General features: G+C 55.8%; 22 protein-coding genes. 13 read left to right on the top strand and 9 right to left on the bottom strand.

The window, feature by feature from the left end:
- Positions 1 to 50 precede the first annotated feature (50 nt).
- From groL to BC777_RS08190, 7 genes are all read right to left on the bottom strand, one after another.
- A complete protein-coding gene (groL, locus tag BC777_RS08220) occupies positions 51 to 1694 on the bottom strand; it encodes a chaperonin GroEL (protein ID WP_100368061.1) in 1644 nt (547 codons plus the stop codon).
- 49 nt (positions 1695 to 1743) lie between these two features.
- Positions 1744 to 2028 (bottom strand): co-chaperone GroES, encoded by a 285-nt coding sequence (gene groES / locus BC777_RS08215; RefSeq protein WP_100367593.1) that lies wholly within the window; start codon positions 2026 to 2028, stop codon positions 1744 to 1746.
- A gap of 169 nt (positions 2029 to 2197) precedes the next feature.
- Positions 2198 to 2356, bottom strand: coding sequence for a cbb3-type cytochrome oxidase assembly protein CcoS (ccoS, locus tag BC777_RS08210; RefSeq protein ID WP_100367592.1), 159 nt, complete (start codon positions 2354 to 2356; stop codon positions 2198 to 2200).
- A complete protein-coding gene (locus tag BC777_RS08205; protein WP_100367591.1) occupies positions 2353 to 4500 on the bottom strand; it encodes a heavy metal translocating P-type ATPase in 2148 nt (715 codons plus the stop codon). Before BC777_RS08205 ends, ccoS begins: the two co-directional genes overlap by 4 nt.
- Positions 4497 to 4949 (bottom strand): FixH family protein, encoded by a 453-nt coding sequence (locus BC777_RS08200; RefSeq protein ID WP_100367590.1) that lies wholly within the window; start codon positions 4947 to 4949, stop codon positions 4497 to 4499. Before BC777_RS08200 ends, BC777_RS08205 begins: the two co-directional genes overlap by 4 nt.
- Positions 4946 to 6358, bottom strand: a complete 1413-nt coding sequence (ccoG, locus tag BC777_RS08195) for a cytochrome c oxidase accessory protein CcoG (protein WP_100367589.1) — start codon at positions 6356 to 6358, stop codon at positions 4946 to 4948. The genes BC777_RS08200 and ccoG overlap by 4 nt, the downstream gene beginning before the upstream one ends.
- 263 nt (positions 6359 to 6621) lie before the next feature.
- Positions 6622 to 7572 (bottom strand): phosphotransferase, encoded by a 951-nt coding sequence (locus tag BC777_RS08190; protein ID WP_168769108.1) that lies wholly within the window; start codon positions 7570 to 7572, stop codon positions 6622 to 6624.
- A 255-nt stretch (positions 7573 to 7827) separates the two neighbouring features.
- On the opposite strand from BC777_RS08190, the gene BC777_RS08185 reads away from it, so the two are divergent.
- The gene (locus BC777_RS08185; protein WP_100367587.1) at positions 7828 to 9057 is read left to right on the top strand and encodes an MFS transporter; all 1230 of its coding nucleotides are present in this window, start codon (positions 7828 to 7830) and stop codon (positions 9055 to 9057) included.
- Between the two features lie 2 nt (positions 9058 to 9059).
- Here the strand turns inward: BC777_RS08185 and BC777_RS08180 are convergent, their stop codons facing one another.
- Positions 9060 to 9494: a hypothetical protein gene (locus BC777_RS08180; protein WP_100367586.1), complete on the bottom strand. Its 435-nt coding sequence runs from the start codon at positions 9492 to 9494 to the stop codon at positions 9060 to 9062.
- A 315-nt stretch (positions 9495 to 9809) separates the two neighbouring features.
- On the opposite strand from BC777_RS08180, the gene msrA reads away from it, so the two are divergent.
- From msrA to BC777_RS08160, 4 genes are all read left to right on the top strand, one after another.
- Entirely contained in the window at positions 9810 to 10460 is a 651-nt protein-coding gene (gene msrA / locus BC777_RS08175; RefSeq protein ID WP_100367585.1) for a peptide-methionine (S)-S-oxide reductase MsrA, read from the top strand.
- Positions 10447 to 11205, top strand: a complete 759-nt coding sequence (locus BC777_RS08170) for an SGNH/GDSL hydrolase family protein (RefSeq protein ID WP_100367584.1) — start codon at positions 10447 to 10449, stop codon at positions 11203 to 11205. The genes msrA and BC777_RS08170 overlap by 14 nt, the downstream gene beginning before the upstream one ends.
- 31 nt (positions 11206 to 11236) lie before the next feature.
- Entirely contained in the window at positions 11237 to 12121 is an 885-nt protein-coding gene (locus tag BC777_RS08165; protein WP_100367583.1) for a 50S ribosomal protein L11 methyltransferase, read from the top strand.
- Positions 12122 to 12287: 166 nt separating this feature from the next.
- Entirely contained in the window at positions 12288 to 12557 is a 270-nt protein-coding gene (locus BC777_RS08160; RefSeq protein WP_245834206.1) for a hypothetical protein, read from the top strand.
- 80 nt (positions 12558 to 12637) lie between these two features.
- Here the strand turns inward: BC777_RS08160 and BC777_RS08155 are convergent, their stop codons facing one another.
- A complete protein-coding gene (locus tag BC777_RS08155; RefSeq protein ID WP_211095340.1) occupies positions 12638 to 12847 on the bottom strand; it encodes a DUF1127 domain-containing protein in 210 nt (69 codons plus the stop codon).
- A 307-nt stretch (positions 12848 to 13154) separates the two neighbouring features.
- On the opposite strand from BC777_RS08155, the gene ruvC reads away from it, so the two are divergent.
- The 8 genes from ruvC (at position 13155) to tolA (ending at position 18799) form a co-directional block, all read left to right on the top strand.
- Positions 13155 to 13661 carry a crossover junction endodeoxyribonuclease RuvC gene (gene ruvC, locus BC777_RS08150; RefSeq protein ID WP_100367580.1) on the top strand — a complete coding sequence of 169 codons (507 nt, stop codon included), beginning with the start codon at positions 13155 to 13157 and terminating at the stop codon, positions 13659 to 13661.
- The gene (gene ruvA, locus BC777_RS08145; RefSeq protein WP_100367579.1) at positions 13658 to 14317 is read left to right on the top strand and encodes a Holliday junction branch migration protein RuvA; all 660 of its coding nucleotides are present in this window, start codon (positions 13658 to 13660) and stop codon (positions 14315 to 14317) included. The genes ruvC and ruvA overlap by 4 nt, the downstream gene beginning before the upstream one ends.
- Positions 14318 to 14326: 9 nt before the next feature.
- Positions 14327 to 15346, top strand: a complete 1020-nt coding sequence (gene ruvB, locus BC777_RS08140) for a Holliday junction branch migration DNA helicase RuvB (protein WP_100367578.1) — start codon at positions 14327 to 14329, stop codon at positions 15344 to 15346.
- Positions 15347 to 15374: 28 nt separating this feature from the next.
- Positions 15375 to 16004 carry a hypothetical protein gene (locus tag BC777_RS08135; protein WP_100367577.1) on the top strand — a complete coding sequence of 210 codons (630 nt, stop codon included), beginning with the start codon at positions 15375 to 15377 and terminating at the stop codon, positions 16002 to 16004.
- The gene (gene ybgC, locus BC777_RS08130) at positions 16001 to 16387 is read left to right on the top strand and encodes a tol-pal system-associated acyl-CoA thioesterase (protein WP_100367576.1); all 387 of its coding nucleotides are present in this window, start codon (positions 16001 to 16003) and stop codon (positions 16385 to 16387) included. The genes BC777_RS08135 and ybgC overlap by 4 nt, the downstream gene beginning before the upstream one ends.
- Before the next feature lie 112 nt (positions 16388 to 16499).
- Positions 16500 to 17174 (top strand): protein TolQ, encoded by a 675-nt coding sequence (gene tolQ / locus BC777_RS08125; RefSeq protein ID WP_211095339.1) that lies wholly within the window; start codon positions 16500 to 16502, stop codon positions 17172 to 17174.
- Positions 17175 to 17176: 2 nt separating this feature from the next.
- Positions 17177 to 17653 (top strand): ExbD/TolR family protein, encoded by a 477-nt coding sequence (locus tag BC777_RS08120; protein ID WP_100367575.1) that lies wholly within the window; start codon positions 17177 to 17179, stop codon positions 17651 to 17653.
- 3 nt (positions 17654 to 17656) lie between these two features.
- Entirely contained in the window at positions 17657 to 18799 is a 1143-nt protein-coding gene (tolA, locus tag BC777_RS08115) for a cell envelope integrity protein TolA (protein ID WP_100367574.1), read from the top strand.
- Positions 18800 to 18847 lie beyond the last annotated feature (48 nt).

Raw genomic sequence — 18847 nt, 5'->3', positions numbered from 1 at the left:
CCTGATTTGTTGTGATGTTCGTCGGCTTCACCCCTGAGGGCAAAAGCGATTTACATCATGCCGCCCATGCCGCCCATGTCGGGCATGCCACCGCCGGCCGCTGCACCTTCTTTGGAAGGCTTATCTGCAACCATCGCTTCGGTCGTGATAAGCAGGCCTGCAACAGAAGCTGCGTCTTGGAGTGCTGTGCGCACAACCTTGGCCGGGTCGATGACGCCGAACTTGAACATGTCGCCATATTCTTCGGTCTGCGCGTTAAAGCCGAATGCCGCATCGCCGCTCTCGCGGATTTTGCCTGCAACGACGGACCCGTCCACACCCGAGTTTTCAGCGATCTGACGCAGTGGTGCTTCGATTGCCTTGCGCACGATCTGGATGCCGACGTTCTGGTCAGAGTTTGCACCCTCTAGACCGTCAAGCGCTTTGCCACCCTGGATCAGAGCAACACCGCCACCAACAACAACACCTTCTTGTACGGCAGCGCGTGTCGCGTTCAGTGCATCATCAACGCGGTCTTTACGCTCTTTCACTTCCACTTCGGACATGCCACCAACGCGGATCACGGCAACACCGCCAGCCAGTTTGGCCACACGCTCTTGCAGCTTTTCACGGTCGTAGTCGGATGTTGTCTCTTCGATCTGGCCGCGGATCTGGGATACGCGTGCTTCGATTTCGGCCTTGTCGCCAGCGCCATCAACGATTGTTGTTTCGTCTTTGGTGATGGAAACGCGCTTGGCTGTGCCCAGCATGTCGATTGTGACATTCTCAAGCTTCATGCCCAGATCGTCAGAGATAACCTGACCACCTGTCAGGATCGCGATGTCCTGCAGCATGGCTTTGCGGCGGTCACCGAAACCAGGTGCTTTAACCGCAGCGATTTTCAGACCACCGCGCAGCTTGTTAACAACCAAAGTGGCCAGTGCTTCGCCTTCAACATCTTCAGCGATGATGAGGAGTGGCTTGCCAGATTGGATCACTGATTCAAGCAGTGGAACCATTGGCTGCAAAGAAGAAAGCTTCTTCTCGTGCAGCAGGATGATTGGGTCTTCCAACTCAGTTGTCATCTTGTCAGGGTTGGTGACGAAGTATGGCGACAGGTAACCGCGGTCGAACTGCATGCCTTCAACAACGTCTGTTTCCGTTTCAAGACCCTTGTTCTCTTCAACAGTGATGACGCCTTCGTTGCCAACCTTCTGCATCGCGTCTGCGATCTGACGGCCGATTTCGTCTTCGCCGTTTGCAGAGATTGTACCAACCTGCGCAACTTCGTCGCTGTCGGATACAGGGCGAGATGCGGATTTGATGGCTTCAACAACTTTAGCCGTTGCAAGGTCGATACCGCGCTTGAGATCCATTGGGTTCATACCAGCGGCAACAGATTTCATGCCTTCGCGAACAATCGCCTGGGCCAGAACTGTCGCTGTTGTTGTACCGTCACCCGCTTCGTCATTGGTGCGCGATGCAACTTCTTTCACCATCTGCGCGCCCATGTTCTCGAACTTGTCTTCAAGTTCGATCTCTTTGGCGACAGATACACCGTCTTTGGTGATACGTGGGGCACCGAACGATTTGTCCAATACAACGTTACGGCCTTTTGGGCCCAGAGTAACCTTCACCGCGTTGGCGAGGGTGTTGACACCAGTCAGCATGCGGTTGCGTGCATCTGTGTCGAATTTGACGTCCTTAGCAGCCATTTTCATGTGCTCCTTGAATTAGATAATAAGTGAGGGGCGATAGGTCGGCTTACATGATGCCGAGGATGTCGCTTTCTTTCATGATCAGCAGCTCTTCGCCGTCGATCTTGACCTCAGTACCGGACCATTTGCCAAACAGCACTTTGTCGCCGGCTTTGACGGCCATCGCGATCAGCTCACCGCTGTCTTTGCGTGCACCTTCACCAACGCTGACGATTTCGCCTTCTGCTGGTTTCTCTTTTGCGTTCTCAGGAATGATAAGACCGCCTGCTGTCTTTTCGTCGCTTTCAATGCGACGGACCAGTACACGGTCGTGAAGTGGTTTAAATGCCATTTCAGAACTTCTCCAGTTCGTGTTTCTCCCATGTTAGCACTCAATAGTGTCGAGTGCTAACGCAGCGTAATTAGGGATCACGGGTGAGTGAGTCAACAGGCAACAGCGTAGAAATTTTTGGATTTTGAGAGTTGGGATTTGCTGCAATGCAGCAAGTCAAACCTCGGCGTTACTGATCGCGCGGAGCGTCTTCATCCTCGGATAAAATCCGCCAGGCGTCGCCTTCCAGATCTTCATATTGGTTGTTGCGCAGGCTCCACAGGAAAGCAGCAAGGCCAATGCCGCCAAGGATCAGCGAGACAGGGATCAGGAAGACCAGAACGTTCATAGTTTGCCTTTCAGCCGCAGGGCGTTCAGCAAGACAGTGATTGAAGACGCAGACATAGCAATAGAGGCAATCAACGGCGTTGCAAAGCCAGCCAGCGCGATTGGCACGGCGATGACATTATAGACGGTCGAGATTGTGAAGTTTTCCTTGATCCGCTTCATGGCGGTGCGCGCGACAAGCGGCAGTTCAATCAAGGGCTCAAGGCTGTCATTCAGCAACACAATATCAGAGGCCGCGCGCGACGCATCCGCCGCCGTTGCGGGTGAGACAGAGGCATAGGCTGCAGCCAGCGCGCCGGTATCGTTGAGGCCGTCGCCGACCATCAACACTTTGGCGCCTTTGGCGGTCAGGCTATCGATATAGGCGATTTTATCAGCGGGGTTTGTTTCGGCCTGCCAATGGTCGATCTGTAAAGTATTTGCGACTTTCGCAGTCTCATCAGCATCATCGCCGGACACCAGATGCACATCCAGTCCAGCCTCTTGCCAACCACGTACAAGTGCCGCCGCACCCTCGCGCAGATCAGAGCGTAACGCGACCTTCTGCGCTGACCTATCCCCGATTTGAATATAGGTGCCATTGCCCGCATCCAACCAAGCACCAGAGCCCAATCGCACGCGTTGACCCTGATATCGGGCACTCAGGCCTTTACCCGCGTGCTCTTGTTGATTGCTCAGATCTGCTGGGGTGACACCATGCAGCGCGGCCGCGATAGCCTGCGACACCGGATGTGTCGCGTTCTGCGTCAAAGCCAAAGCAATGCTTTGCGTCTCTGCATCCAGCGTATGGCGCGCCGCGGCAGGCATCGTGAGTGTGCCGGTTTTGTCGAAGACAACGGTGTCGACCTCAGCCATGCGTTCCAGAGCGGTGCCATCTTTCACCAATAGCCCCGCACGGAACAAGCGCCCGGCCGCAGTGGTTGATACCGCAGGCACAGCAAGCCCCATCGCACAAGGGCAAGTGATGATCAAAACGGCGACCGCGATGTTCAGCGACAAGCGCAGATCGCCCGAATAGAGCATCCAGCCTCCGAACGCAGCGAGGGCCAGCAGATGCACAACCGGCGCATAAAGTGCCGCAGCTTTGTCAGCTACGGCGGTATAGCGATTGCGCGCGGCCTCTGCCTCATCCACCATCGTGACCATCTTGCGCAACGTCGTATCGGCGCCAACGGTGGTCGCGCGGATCATCAGCGGGCCGGTCATATTGACCTCGCCAGCCGTCACCTTTGTTCCAACACTGCTACTGCTCAAACGGCTCTCGCCGGTCAGTAGAGAGCGGTCGACGTCGCTGGTGCCCTCGGTGATAGTGCCGTCCACAGGAATGCGCCCGCCGGGCAGAACCTGCACCAGATCACCAACCCCCAGATCAGCAAAGTTCACCATCTGGCGCACGCCATCCCGAACACGCATGACGCGGGGCACCTCAAGCGCTGACAGTTGTGCCGCCGCAGAGGCGGCCGCCTTGCGGCTGCGATGATCCAGATAGCGCCCGATCAGCAGAAAAAAGGTCAGCGTGACCGCAGCATCGAAATACGAATGATGCCCGCCATAGAGCGTTTCATAGAGTGAAATGCCGGAGGCCAGCAGAATGGCCAGTGAAATCGGCACGTCCATGTTCAGGCGGCCCGCCTTGAGTGACCGCCAGCCGCTCGCAAAGAAAGGTTGTGCGGAGTAGAGAAGCGCCGGGATCGCGATGATGGCGGTGATCCAGTGGAACATGTGCATCGTGGCACCGACAGCACCGGACCAGACGGCAACCGACAAGAGCATGATGTTCATGTTGGCAAAGCCAGACACAGCAAGGCGGGTCATCAGACCACGCCCATAGGCATCGGTTTCCGCGCCAAGCAGGCTGGTATCCAGAATGCGCGCCTCAAACCCGGCCATTTCCAGCGTGTCGATCAGCGCTTCGGGTGAGATCGGCTGGTTGGTGCCAACCGTCACCCGCTTCATGCTAAGGTTCACGCGGGCGTTGGCCACACCGTCCATTTCGCGCAAGGCCCGCTCGACCCCGTTGATGCAGGCGACACAATGGATGCCGGGTAAGGATAGAACGATCTGCGACGTCCCATTCGAAGCAGCTTTTTCAAGCTGCCCCTCTGGCAGGCCCACGCAGGCCGGACAGATCGCCGCGTCGCTCATTTTGCGGTAATCGGGAAGCGGCGGCGAAACTTGGTGCCATCAGGGGCGATCAACTCTAGGCGCAGGTTCCAATAGCCTTCGGTCATTGTGACAGGGGCTGTATAGCTGGAACCGGTCCAAGTGAATGCGGGGGTACTATCCATGTTGACGTTTGTCGCCTGACCTAGAATGGCGCGTGTGACCTCGGCCTGCACAGGAGCACCCATGTGATCGAGGATGGTGACGGTCAGCACGCCACCGGTAATGTCAGCACTCACATCCCAATGCAGGGCATTTTGGGCCGCGCGATCAGCTTCGAATGTCTGACTGACGACATATGAATTGCGGGCTTCAACCCCGGGGAATGTGGCAATAGCGTTCCAAGCCAGTGTTAGGTTCACCGCAATGATGATCCCAAAGCCGCCGACCATAAGGCCCAGCATGTGCCATCCTGTGAATTCACGTGTCATTGGGCTCTCCCATTAAAGACTGCATCCTTGTGCGCGCGTTCGCCTGACAGCAGATCCTCGACCCAGAAGCGCAAATCAGTGCGATCGGTTGTGGATGCCGGATCAATCGGGCGGGCGGACACATAAACGCGTTGCAGGTAGGTTTCGTTGGCGGGGACGACGACGTTGCGCTGGGCTGTGCCCTCAAGATCAATACGCAGGATTTCGTCCGAGGTTAGCGAGAGGTGGAATTCGCGATCTTCGCCATGCTTATTCAGCAGGCGGATATCGTAGATGTTGCGCACCGTGCCGTCGGAAAGTGTCACGAAGGTCGGATTGCGCACGGCGGCGACAGTCATTTCGATATCGGCACGGATAAATAGTGCAAAGACAAGCCCAATGCCAATCGCTGCCCACATGGCCGTATAAAGGACCGTGCGAAAACGGAACACATGCTGCCACAGCTTTTTGGCAGGTTTGCCTTTGGCCTCTTCCTCTTGATCTGACAGCGCAAGGTAGTCGATCAATCCACGCGGTTTGCCGATTTTATCCATCACATCATCGCAGGCGTCGATACAAAGCGCACAGGTGATGCATTCCATTTGTTGACCGTCGCGGATGTCGATACCCGCTGGGCAGACGTTCACGCAAGCCATGCAATCGATACAGTCGCCCGCACCTTCAACCCGTTGCTTGCCGCGCGGCTCTCCTCGCCAGTCGCGGTAGGCGACGGTCAGTGTTTCGGGGTCCATCATCGCGGCCTGAATGCGTGGCCAAGGGCACATGTAGTTGCAGACTTGCTCGCGCATGAAGCCACCGAAAATGAAAGTCGTGGCTGTCAGCACGCCAATCGTCGCCCAAGCGATAGGAGGAGCGCTGAATGTCGCGAGGCTGACAGCAAGGGTAGGGGCATCAGCAAAGTAGAATACCCAAGCGCCACCGGTTGCGACAGCAATCAGCAACCAAACTGTCCATTTCGTGATGCGCAGACGGGCCTTGCGGAACGACCAATCGGCGTTCCACAGACGAACACGCGCGTTGCGGTCGCCCTCAATCCAGCGTTCGACAAGGATAAAGAGATCGGTCCAGACGGTCTGCGGACAGGTATATCCGCACCAGACCCGGCCAAGGGCCGATGTGAAAAGGAATAGGCCAAGGCCCGCCATGATCAGAAGGCCGGCGACGAAGTAGAATTCATGCGGCCAAATTTCAATCCAGAAGAAATAGAAACGGCGGTGCGCCATGTCGATCAGAACGGCCTGGTCCGGCAGATTGGGGCCACGGTCCCAACGAATCCAAGGCGTGAGGTAATAGATGCCCAAGGTGACGGCCATCACCCACCATTTCAGGTTCCGGTAAAACCCTTTGACGCGACGCGGAAAGATCGGTTCGCGTGGGGCGTAAAGCGGCTGGTTTTCGGAAGAGGACATACGTGACCTGCAAGGCTAGAGTTCTGTTCGCAGGATCGGTTGTAAGGTGCTGGCGGGGAATATCTTTGATGTGGATCAAGGATAACGGCGCTGAAGTGGTTTGCGTTACAAAGAGGCGTATTTGATAAGTCAGCTTTGCGGGCCAAGACTAGCTTCAGATACTTACGGTTTCGAAGCTTTTTGCCAAGAACACCTCTGACGATGGGCTCGCCATGAACTCGTCTTACCTTGTTCGGTCGGTGACCGCGTGGCATGGCAGAACATCAGTCGAACATACGTCTCGCCAATGCTTGAATACCTCGAAGTCGTCTCTTTTGGGGAATACTCGTCTGCGTTGCCGCCTTTGGAATTGTCTGCCAATCGCGCAGTAATCGGACCCTACAAAGGAAGGCAACGGTTTGGTCTTCCTTTGTAACCAACTCGTAGCCTTTGAAGAATGAGTCCAGATTCACACCGGGCAAAGGCTGATAATCGATAAGACTGGGCTTCACACACAGGGCACCATAGTGACAAAAGAGCCTAGCCAAATCGTGAGCGACCGGCAAAAGCCCTGGCGATCCGAAATCAAGTCCAGATGCCGTTTGCCCATCAAGCAAAATGTTTCTCAGATTGAGATCACCATGGTTAATTGCCGCGATCGTCTGGCATTGATGAGGCTCAGGTGCGGTTTGAATCGTCTGTTCCAGCGCAGCCAAAAAACTAGATTTTTTGGGCACCTCAACCTCGCCGTCGTTTATCGATTTTCTTAGCTTCGCGAGGTGGTTGAGGGTGTAAACCGGTTTGAACTGCCGAAGCTCCCAATTGGCTGATCGATGAAACTTATCTACCCACTGACCAGCGACGCTCAGGGCTTGTCCATGGTGTTCGGCAGGGCTTGCACGGAATACGTCATACGCGTTCTGGCCCTCCACAAAATCCATCAAAACAACTTGAGAGGTGACGTCAAATCCGTAGATTTTTGGGCAGCACCGCATGGATTCAGCCATTTCTACTTGTCGCAATACAGCCTTTTCAAAGCCCTTTGGATCTGTGGGGCGCGAAATCAGTTTGGCGGCCAAGGCAATACGACCCGGTGCACTAAGCTTGACGACAATACGGTGCTTTGCTCTGTCGTCACGACGCGACAGAACACATGTCGACCAATTTTCTGTTGGCAAGCCCGCTTTTGAAAGTAATGGTGTTACCAGTCGCAGGACTTGCAAGACTTCTCTCAACCCAAAACTCCAAATCTCAAATTGTATCTAGCAAGCACATTAGATCAGGGCGCCAACGAAAACCAACCTGACCACTAAGTTGCGACTAAGTTGCGACCGGCCTAATGATGGGGCGGTCGGATCTGGTTGGAAAGCAACGTAACATGCTGGGGTAACTTCGCGCTATTGCAGCCATTTACGCGGCGCAATGGCACGAAGCACGACACAGCTTTCTTCCCCTCGCTTTCACTTATCAACAGGCGTAAGCCTAACCGCATGAAAATTGTCCGTCTCCAAGATGCCCCATCCCTGCCGCTGTGGCGCAGGCCGACGTCGTTGTTGTTTGTCATGGCAATGGCGATGCCGATTGCTTTTGCGACGTGGTCAGCGCTGCTGAATAACTTTGTGATTGAGGTGGCCGCTTTCGATGGGTCAGATATCGGCTGGCTGCATACGGTCCGCGAAATTCCGGGGTTCTTTGCCATTGGCGTCATTGCCCTGATCATGTTTGTCCGCGAGCAGGTCTTGGGGTTGGTGTCCTTGATCATGCTGGGCGCTGCGACGGCCGTGACCGCACAATTCCCGCAGATGGGCGGGATTTTGGTGGTGACGATGCTGTCATCGATTGGTTTTCACTATTACGAGACCGTCAATCAGTCGCTGCAACTGCAGTGGATCGACAAGAAAAAGGCGCCGCAAACGCTGGGATGGATTTTGTCGGCTGGGTCAGCGGCGACTTTGGTGGTGTATCTGCTGATCGTTGTCAGTTGGGAACGTTTTGGCCTGACCTATAGCATTGTATATTGGCTGTCTGGTGGTTTCACCGTGGTTGTCGCCACCTTCTGCCTGCTAGCCTATCCCCAGTTCGAGGCGCCTCATCCGCAGGTCAGACAGATGGTTCTGCGCAAGCGCTATTGGTTGTACTATGCCTTGCAATTCATGTCTGGGGCACGGCGGCAGGTCTTTGTTGTCTTTGCGGGCTTCATGATGGTCGAACAGTTCGGTTTTGCTGTCGATGAAATCACCAAGCTTTTTATGATCACGCTCTTGATCAACATGCTGGTCGCACCGGTTTTGGGCAGGCTGGTACAGGTCTTTGGTGAGCGCCGAGCACTGATTTTTGAATATGTAGGCCTGTGCCTCGTCTTTTTTGCCTACGGCGGTATCTACTATTTCGGCTGGGGCGTTGTGCTGGCTATTACCCTTTATGTGGTCAACCATCTGTTCTTTAGTCTCGCGCTGGCTATCAAAACCTACTTCCAGAAGATTGCCGACCCGCAGGATATTGCACCCACGGCTGCGGTGGCCTTTACGATCAACCACATTGCTGCCGTCTTTCTGCCTGCGCTTTTGGGATATGTCTGGTTGCAGTCGCCCGGCCTGGTGTTTTTGATGGCAGCGGGCATGGCGATTGTCTCGCTCTTGTTGTCCATGCTGATCCCGCGCCATCCCGCCCCCGGTCATGAAACTGTATTTCAAGGGCGCTTGCTGGCAGCAGCAGAGTAGCGTTACCGTGTCATTCTTTTGAATTGCAACCATTGCCCGGCTGTCAGACCAATGAAGATCGCGGGCAATCCATAAAGCGTAAAGACCCCCATCTGGATCAATCCGGCTAAGGTCAGGAAGGCGGCCATATCTGGTACGGCGAACAAAAAGCCGAACCCGCTGCCAATGATACTCACCAAGATGAGTACAAATGAGATCAGCAATGGCGTAAACACGATCGCAAGACAGCTTTTGAGTGCGCAAGCCAGACGGCTCAGCATCCGCATACCGCGCCGTTCGGTGCGTGCGTATTGCATGCCGCCAAACAGTCCCGCGGCGAGCGGTGGGACAACAAGGACCACCAGAACCATCATGCCTCCGGCAGACCAGCTGCCCAAGGCAAAGATGAATTGAAGAATATAAAATGAAAAAGTCACGACAATGATTGCACCAGTCATATGTTTACGCACTCCTGTTGAAAGGGGTCGCGCCTTAGCGCCCCAGTTAATTTTATCGTTTGGGTGGTTGTGTGGGCGTTAGAGTGTAACGCTCTTGGATGCATGTCGTGCCAGACGAACGATCGCGGCCAGCGCAGGGCTGGCGGACAGAGCAGTTCGGTGTATAAGTTCAGTATGCATCAGTATACAATTGGGTATTGATTGTACCTTTTTCAAGGTGCCGGAAAGAATTCCTCACAAAGACGTGGCAAATTGCGGTCTTGGTCATGTCACGTAAACGCCCTATCTATAACACGACAAACAAGGAGCAACGTGATGTTTTTCATGTCCCGCGCAAAATCTGAAATGATCGCCAAGGATGCGGCCTTGCCCGGTCGCCCTACGGCGATCCCGACGGCCAGTACCCACTTCGTGTTCGATAACCCGCTTACCGGTGAAGTGCCTGTGGGCATGGAAGAGGCTATGTTTGGCATGGGCTGTTTCTGGGGTGTTGAGCGGATGTTCTGGAAACTGGACGGCGTGCAATCGACGATGGTTGGCTATGCGGGTGGCTATACCCCGAATGCCACCTATGAAGAGGTGTGTTCCGGCAAGACAGGCCACAACGAGGTGGTCCGCGTCGTGTATGATCCGTCCGTCATTTCTTATGACCAGTTGTTGCAGGTGTTTTGGGAAGGCCACGATCCGACCCAAGGTATGCGGCAAGGCAATGATGCGGGCACGCAGTATCGTTCCGGCATCTACACCTATTCAGAGGCACAGAAAGAAGCGGCAGAGGCATCCAAGATCGCGTTTGCTCCGCGTCTGTCTCAGGCTGGCTATGGGGCGATCACAACCGAGATCATTGATGCACCAACGTTCTATTTTGCCGAGGACTATCATCAACAATATCTGGCCAAGAACCCCAATGGATATTGCGGAATTGGCGGTACAGGCGTGACCTGTCCAATCGGTGTCGGAGCCTGAACCCACGCGCGACTATCTTGATATCACTGCGCGGGTTTTGCTGATGCCGGTCCTGCTGGGTCAGGCGGTTCATGTGCGCACCAGCTATATTGAACTGCCAGAACCAACCGGCACGCGCAGTGGCGTGATCGGGAGTGGTCCGCCGCTGCAGCTTTTGATTATCGGCGACAGTTCGGCGCTTGGGATCGGGGTTGCGACGCAGGCAGATGCCTTGCTAGGGCAATTGACCCATCGGTTAGGGCGTCATGCAACAGTCACCTATGATCTGGTGGCCAAGACCGGCGCCAAAACGGCGGATGCTCTGGAGTGGGTCAAAGACCTGCCCAAAGCGAAGTATGATGTGGTTGTGACAGCATTGGGCGTAAATGACGTGACCAAAGGTGTGTCGCTGCGCCGATGGCTGCGCCAGCAAGCCGCACTTTTTGACCAACTGACATCGCGGCTTGATCACCCCAAAATCATTGTATCGGGCCTGCCACCGATCGGACAATTCCCGCTTTTGCCGCATCCGTTGCGATGGGTGCTGGGACGACAGGCTGCGCGCTTTGATCGGCATTTACACATGCTTGCCGCAGGGCGGCCCGATTGCGTGGCCCTGAAATTCAACATGGGACTGGACGAAAGCAATATGTCCGCAGACGGGTTCCACCCCGGTCCTTTGGTTTATGCGCGATGGGCTGATGAGGTCGCGCAGGTGGTTCTGACCGATCCTGACCTGCTTGACGCGGACCTTGGTGCGTCCTAACCGACAGGCGACCCAATCCAAAGGTACGCGCATGATCACCTATTCCGCATTGACCACGATCAAAGGCGAAGACGCCGCCTATCAACTGGCGGACGCGTTGGAGGCAGTGCAGCCTGAACCCACCGGCATCGGTGTTTTCGAGATCGAAGATGGATCTGGCTTGTGGGAGGTGGCGGTGTACTTCACCGACCCACCGGATGCGGCTGCCTTGGCGGTATTATCCGCTTTGCACGGCGCTAGACCCTTCAATATCTCTGAAATTCCCGAACAGGATTGGGTTTCAAAGGTCCAGCGCGAACTGTCCCCCGTGCCTGCCGGGCGCTTCTTCGTCTATGGCAGCCACGATGCCGACAAGGTGCCCGATGACAAAATACCGCTGCTGATTGATGCTGCCATGGCCTTTGGCACGGGTCATCACGGCACAACCAAAGGATGTCTTGAGGCATTTGATGCGCTGTCGTCAGATGGCTTTGTGGGTAAAAACATTCTTGACGTTGGTTGTGGCACGGCTGTTCTGGCAATGGCTGCTGCCAAGGTTCTGCCGTACACCGTGCTGGCTAGCGATATTGATCCTGTCGCCGTGGAGGTCGCGCAGGCCAATGTGATCAGCAATGGCTTGCAAGACCGCGTAAACTGCGTTGTTGCTGCGGGTTTCGGTGCGCCGGAATTGCGTGAAAACGGGCCTTATGATTTGATCTTTGCCAATATCCTCAAGGCACCGCTAATCGGGCTCGCACCAGACATGGGTGCCCATACTGCTGATGAAGGATATGCGATTCTATCGGGTATTCTGAATGAACAGGCGGATGAGGTGATCGCGATTTATCAACAAAATGGGTTCAATCTTGTCCAAAAACGGGTTATTGTTGACTGGACAACGCTTGTTCTGCGGAGAAATAGGCGCAATTCAGACTAAATGTGTCCTTGTGATTGCGGTATGGCTTGTGTGGGATATAAAAATTGTCAAAGTGAATAGTATATTAAGAGTGTAAATTTCGGAGGATGAACAGGTGCAAGCCCAAGTCCCATTTGATAAACGACTAAAACGAATTGTACGTCGTCACGACAAAATGTCGAATGGCGTGGTGAAATCTATCAACTCTGATGGGTTGATCGTTGCAAAGCCGCGGCTTTATCGCCCACGTTTTCCACTGAAAGGGCTGCTTGCGGTCTTGTTCCTTGGTTTTCTGTTCAAGGGGTTCCTTTTTGCCTACTTGGGCGAGGCTGAATATGTTGAACGTGTTGCGGCCTTGGAAGGTGGCAGTGTTCTCGAGCAGGCAGGCGCATGGATCATGCAACCCGACCCTGTAACTGTTATGGCTGCCGGCGGTATCGGAACAATCCTGCCTTAAACCACAGCTGTTGCATCAGGCAAACGAAAAGGCCGCGTTCATTGTGAACGCGGCCTTTCGCTTTTGGTGCGGCGCTTGATTTAGCGTACGCGTGTCGCGATTGCTTCGATATCGCCATGTGACAGGCCGATGTCGTCCAGTTCACGTGCGGTCAGCTTGGACAAGGCGTTGCGTGTGATGCGTGCATCGTTCCATGCAGCAACAGCGGTCATCATGTTCGCAAAGAAAGCGAATTTGCCAGCGGAGAGGCCAGCGGTGGTACGGTTGGTGTCAAAAGAGGCCATGGCCATGTTCCTTAGTATTCTGCTGCATTTTGCAGCGTTAATCTGATAAGGCGCATCTAGGAGGGAAAAGACACATTGACTAGTGCCATTTTGACATGGGTCATATGCGTTTTCAGCATGCCTTATTTTTGTGCGTATATTGCCGCAAATCCTTAGTTTATAAGGGGTTAATGCTGTCGTATTTTGGCAGGGAAGGGGCGTATTCTTACCTTGTGATGAGCAGAGCGCATAACGCGCCATTTGCCGACGCTCTTGGTCTTTGTTCGCGTTTTGTGCTAGCGAGGTTAAGAGAACAATAAAAAAGAGGCGAGCAATGCGTGTTTTGGGCATCGATCCGGGCTTGCGGAACATGGGCTGGGGTGTGATTGAGGTGGCAGGTTCCCGCATCAACCATGTCGCGAACGGGATTTGCCGATCAGAGGGCGATGATCTGGCGGGGCGCCTTTTGTCATTGCATGGGCAGTTGACGGCAGTCTTGCTGCAGCACCAGCCAGAGGCCGCAGCCGTTGAACAGACGTTTGTGAACAAGGACGGCGCAGGGACGCTGAAATTGGGGCAGGCACGTGGCATTGCGATGTTGGTTCCCGCGCAGGCCGGTCTGGTTGTTGGTGAATATGCCCCCAATGCGGTTAAAAAGGCCGTTGTTGGTGTGGGCCATGCCGATAAGGCGCAAATCGCGCATATGGTCAAAGTGCAGTTGCCCGGCGTGCAACTGGCCGGACCGGATGCCGCTGATGCGCTTGCCATCGCGATTTGTCATTCCTTCCACGTACAATCGGCCGGCAGCCTTGCTGCCGCACTTGCAAAGGCCCCGGCATGATTGGCAAGATTGCAGGGCGGCTGGAATACCGCAGCTCCGATCATGTTCTGATTGATGTGCGCGGCGTGGGTTATATTGTCTATGTGTCAGAGCGTGTGATGGCGAGCCTGCCGGGAAACGGAGAGGCTGTGGCGCTGTTCACCGATCTTTTGGTGCGGGAAGACAATCTGCAACTTTTCGGTTTTACCACGCTTGTCGAGAAAGAATGGCATCGCCTTTTGATGTCCGTGCAGGGAATTGGTGCGAAAGCTTCGATGGCGATTTTAGGCACTTTGGGTGCCGACGGTGTCAGCCGCGCGATTGCGCTGGGTGATTGGAGCGCATTGGCAAAGGCCAAGGGTGTAGGGCCCAAGACAGCACAGCGTGTGACGATCGAATTGAAAGACAAGGCGCCCGGTGTGATGGCGATGGGCGGTTCTGTTGCAGAGGCGCAGGGCGATGCCGTGATTGAAGCTGAGCCTGCGCCACCTATTCAGCGGAACGCTGCCCCAAAGACGAATGCGGCGTCAGCCGAAGCTTTGTCTGCGCTGGGCAACCTTGGATATGCCCCCGGTGAAGCGGCGAGCGCCGTGGCAGAGGCGGCGGGTGCTGCACCTGATGCAGATACCTCGGCACTGATCCGTGCCGCCTTGAAGTTGTTGGCACCGAAGGGGTAGGGGTGCGTCATGGACCAGCCTGATCCCACCTTGCGCCCTGACCCCCAGCCAGAGGACGCCGACCGCGCTTTACGTCCGCAGACGCTGGATGCGTTTATCGGGCAGCAGGCGGCCCGTGCGAACCTGTCCGTCTTTATTGAAAGTGCGCGTCGTCGCGGTGAGGCGATGGATCATACGCTGTTTCACGGCCCGCCCGGTCTGGGCAAGACAACACTGGCGCAGATCATGGCGCGTGAGTTGGGTGTGAACTTTCGTATGACCTCTGGCCCAGTTTTGGCCAAGGCTGGCGATCTGGCGGCGATCCTGACCAATCTTGAGGCACGCGATGTGCTGTTTATTGATGAAATCCACCGGCTCAACCCGGCTGTGGAAGAGGTGCTTTATCCGGCCCTTGAGGATTTCGAACTTGATCTGGTGATCGGCGAAGGCCCCGCGGCGCGGACGGTGCGGATTGAATTGCAGCCCTTTACGCTTGTGGGGGCGACGACCCGGATGGGTCTGCTGACCACGCCCTTGCGTGACCGCTTTGGTATCCCGACCCGGTTGGAGTTCTACACCGAAGACGAACTGCACGAGATCGTCACGCGCGGCGCGCGCTTGTTGGGCGCGCCTGCATCGCCGGAAGGCGCGCGCGAGATTGCGCGCCGCGCGCGTGGGACACCGCGTATTGCAGGCCGCTTGCTGCGCCGCGTTGTGGATTTTGCAATTGTCGAGGGCGATGGCACTGTCACACAAGAGATCGCGGATCGTGCTTTGACCCGATTGGGCGTAGATCATCTGGGGCTGGATAATGCCGACCGCCGCTACCTGCGCTTGATTGCCGAAAGTTATGGTGGTGGGCCTGTTGGGGTTGAGACATTGTCGGCGGCTTTGTCTGAAAGCCGTGATAGTCTGGAAGATGTGATTGAGCCTTATTTGTTGCAAAAGGGTCTGATTCAGCGCACCCCGCGTGGCCGCATGCTGGCGCAAGCGGCGTGGGCGCATTTGGGGCTGGATGCGCCAAAATCGCAGACAGATTTGTTTGGATGAGAGCAGAGAGCCTCCGGTGGAAGTTTGAATGGACGAAGAAAGTCAAAAGGTTGAGAACTTCTTTACCCGTGCGGATGGGGCTTATGTCTTTGCGCGATGGGGGCGGCCGATTGTGCCAGTTGTCTTTGGGGTCGACGAGGCATCACTTGGGGTTTTCAAAGGGGCGATTGAGGCAGTTGTCAGTCTCGCCTCGCATCAGATGGCGGAGACTGATCCTGAATTGGGTGCAAACCTGATGATCTTTTTCTGCCAGCAGTGGGATGAGCTGACAGATGTGCCGCATCTGGATCAACTGGTGCCTGATTTGGGGCCGTTGGTTGGGAAGCTGAAGCAGGCGGATGCAAATCAGTACCGTATTTTCCGCTTTGATGAAGCAGGGGCCATTCGCGCTGCATTCGTGTTTTTGCGCATGGATGAACATATGGCATCAGTACCAGCAGATACGTTGGCGTTGAGCCAGGCTGTGCAGACAATTTTGCTTTGGTCAGACAAGGCCTTTGATGAACAACCACCCTTGGCCCTGATCGAAGGCAAGGCCGTGCTGCGCCCCGAAATTGCCGATGTCATCCGCGCGGCTTATGATCCGGTCATGCCAGCCATGGCGCAGGATGCCAGCCATGCTTTGCGCTTAACTGCGCGGATAAGGCCCACCTCATGATCCATCGTTTTCCGATCCGCGTCTATTATGAAGATACTGATCTGGCGGGTATCGTCTATTACGCCAACTATCTAAAGTTCATTGAGCGTGCCCGCAGTGAATGGGTGCGTGAATTGGGCATTGATCAGTTGCAGATGAAGGCCGAAGGGTTGGTCTTTGCCGTGCGCCGGGTTGAGGCGGATTATCTACTGCCTGCCAAATATGACGACGCGCTGGTTGTCGAAACAACAATGGAACCCGGATCGGGTGTGCGTTTAGTTGTGAAGCAGGATGTGATGCGCGGTGAAGATCTGCTATTTTCGGCGGTTGTCACTATCGTTTGCATGACAGCAGAGGGCGCGGTCGCCCGTCTTCCGGCGGCGATCCGCCGTCTCATCCCCTAAAAACGTGCTGTTTTCGCAGTTGTGATGCGGGATTGGTTGGATTTTTCCAACAGGGTGCGCTACGCTTGCTCCAAATCAGAGCCCAAAATCGGGCCTTAGGCAGAGCAGGCACATGGAAGCAGCACACGAATTCACAATGTGGGCGTTGTTCGCGCGCGCGACAATTACCGTAAAAATCGTCATGATTATGCTGATTGCGGCATCCATCTGGTGCTGGGCTGTGATCATCGACAAGACAATACAATATCGCAAAGCGCGGGCCGAAGCTGACATCTTTGATCGGTCCTTCTGGTCAGGGGAGCCGCTGGACGGGCTATTCGATCAAATCGGCGCCGACCCGGATGGTCCATCGGAAAAGATATTTGCATCTGGCATGTTGGAATGGCGCAGGTCGCACAGGCAAGATGGCGGCTTGATTGCCGGGGCGACGGCCCGGATTGACCGATCCATGGATGTGGCAATTGCGAAAGAAGGCGCGCGTCTGCAAAAAGGATTGCCGGTTCTGGCCACTGTTGGATCAACCGCACCGTTTGTGGGGCTTTTCGGGACCGTCTGGGGTATCATGAACGCGTTTATCGAGATTGCCGAAGCGCAGACAACCAATCTTGCCGTTGTGGCCCCCGGCATTGCCGAGGCGCTTTTGGCCACAGGTCTGGGCCTTTTGGCCGCGATCCCGGCAGTCATCTATTACAACAAATTCTCGTCCGACAGTGATCAGATTGTCAGCGGTTATGAAGCTTTTGCCGATGAGTTCGCAACGATCCTCAGCCGCCAGTTGGATAGCTGATCATGGGTGCAGGTGTCATGAATTCGGGCGATGATGGCGGCAGACGCCGCCGCAGACGCGCACGCAAGGGTAAACCGATGTCCGAGATCAACGTGACCCCTTTCGTGGATGTCATGATGGTACTGCTGATTATCTTTATGGTTGCAGCCCCCTTGTCTGTCGTAGGGGTGCCGGTTGAATTGCCTGAAACTTCGGCCACGGCCTTACCCGGTGATGATGAGGAGCCTTTGACCGTCACGATCACAGACGATGGGCGCGTCATGATTCAGGAAACGGATACGACCGAGGCTGAATTGGTCGCCCGCCTGACCGCCATCGCGGCTGAACGTACCAGCGACAAGATTTTCTTGCGCGCCGATGGCCGCAATAATTGGAACCGTGTGGCGCAGATTATGGGCCTGCTGAATGCAGGTGGGTTTTCTGATATCGGGCTGGTCACCGACATTGCCCCGCCCACCGCAGGCGGCGCTGACGGGTAAATCATGGCGAGCCCGGGCACCATCATTTCAGGGATTGGCCATGTTGGGCTGATCGGCTGGCTGATTGTCGGCTGGGGGCTGACGTCAGAGCCTTTGGAAATCCAGACGATGGATGTCTCTGTCGTGTCGGGTGAAGAGTTCGAGCAAATGCGCGCCCGCACCACGCCTGATCCAGGCGATGCGGACCCGACAGCGCCCGTGCCCCCGGTCGTTGATGAAACACCTCCACCCCCACCTGCCGAAGAAGAACCGACTGAGACGGCACCACCACCTGATCCCGTTGAACCGCCAGAGGCCGAAACACCGCCCCCGCCCCCACCGCCAGCGCCGCCTGAAACTGAGGTGACGGACGCGCCCCCGGTGGAACCTGCGCCACCTGTCGCAACGCCGCCGACCCCTGATGTTGACGTGAGTGACGCACCTACGCCGCCGCAGGCACAGACTGTGACATCTACGATCACCACACCGCCACCACCGGATGCGAATGTGCACGATATCGTACGCGATGAGATTGTCGAGGACAACAGCGCCGAGCCTGAGGTCGTGCAAGAAGAGCAAGAGGCCACCGCTCCGGAAGAAACGACGACGGCGATTGTGATTGAGGATGAAGCACCAAGCGCGCCCGTCAGTTTGGCACCGGCCACCTCGGCCCGGCCATCGGCACGGCCAAGCCTCCCGACACCGCCGGTTGAAACGGCGAGTGCGGCGGAAGAACCAGCGTCGGAGGAACAAGTAGCGGCGGAACCGGAACCCAGTGAGGACGACGTTGCAGCGGCCTTGGAGGCCGCTTTGAGCGCGAAACCTGACGCACCCGCAGTTGCGGCAGGTCCCCCCATGACCGGCGCAGAGCGCGATAGTTTCCGCCTTGCGGTGAACGGCTGCTGGAACGTCGATCCGGGGTCGGTGGCCGCGCGCGTGACTGTCGAAGTCGGCTTTAGCCTTGATCGCGAGGGTAAGGTGCGGGGCAATGAAGTGCGACTGATCTCCTCTGACGGTGATCAAGGCGCAACCAACACAGCGTTCGAGGCCGCGCGCCGCGCGATCTTGCGCTGTCAGTCGGGCGGCTATCAACTGCCAGCAGACAAATATGACCAATGGCAAGACGTGGTGATCACCTTTGATCCCAGCGGGATGAGGTTGCGGTAATGGGGATGTTTACGCCCAGGCTAACTTTTTCTGCTACCTGTTTTTCTG

This window comes from Yoonia maricola (assembly GCF_002797915.1).
Taxonomy (GTDB): Bacteria; Pseudomonadota; Alphaproteobacteria; order Rhodobacterales; family Rhodobacteraceae; genus Yoonia; species Yoonia maricola.
Note: the sequence above shows the minus strand (reverse complement) of the source record. Positions and strands in the feature narration are given on the sequence as shown.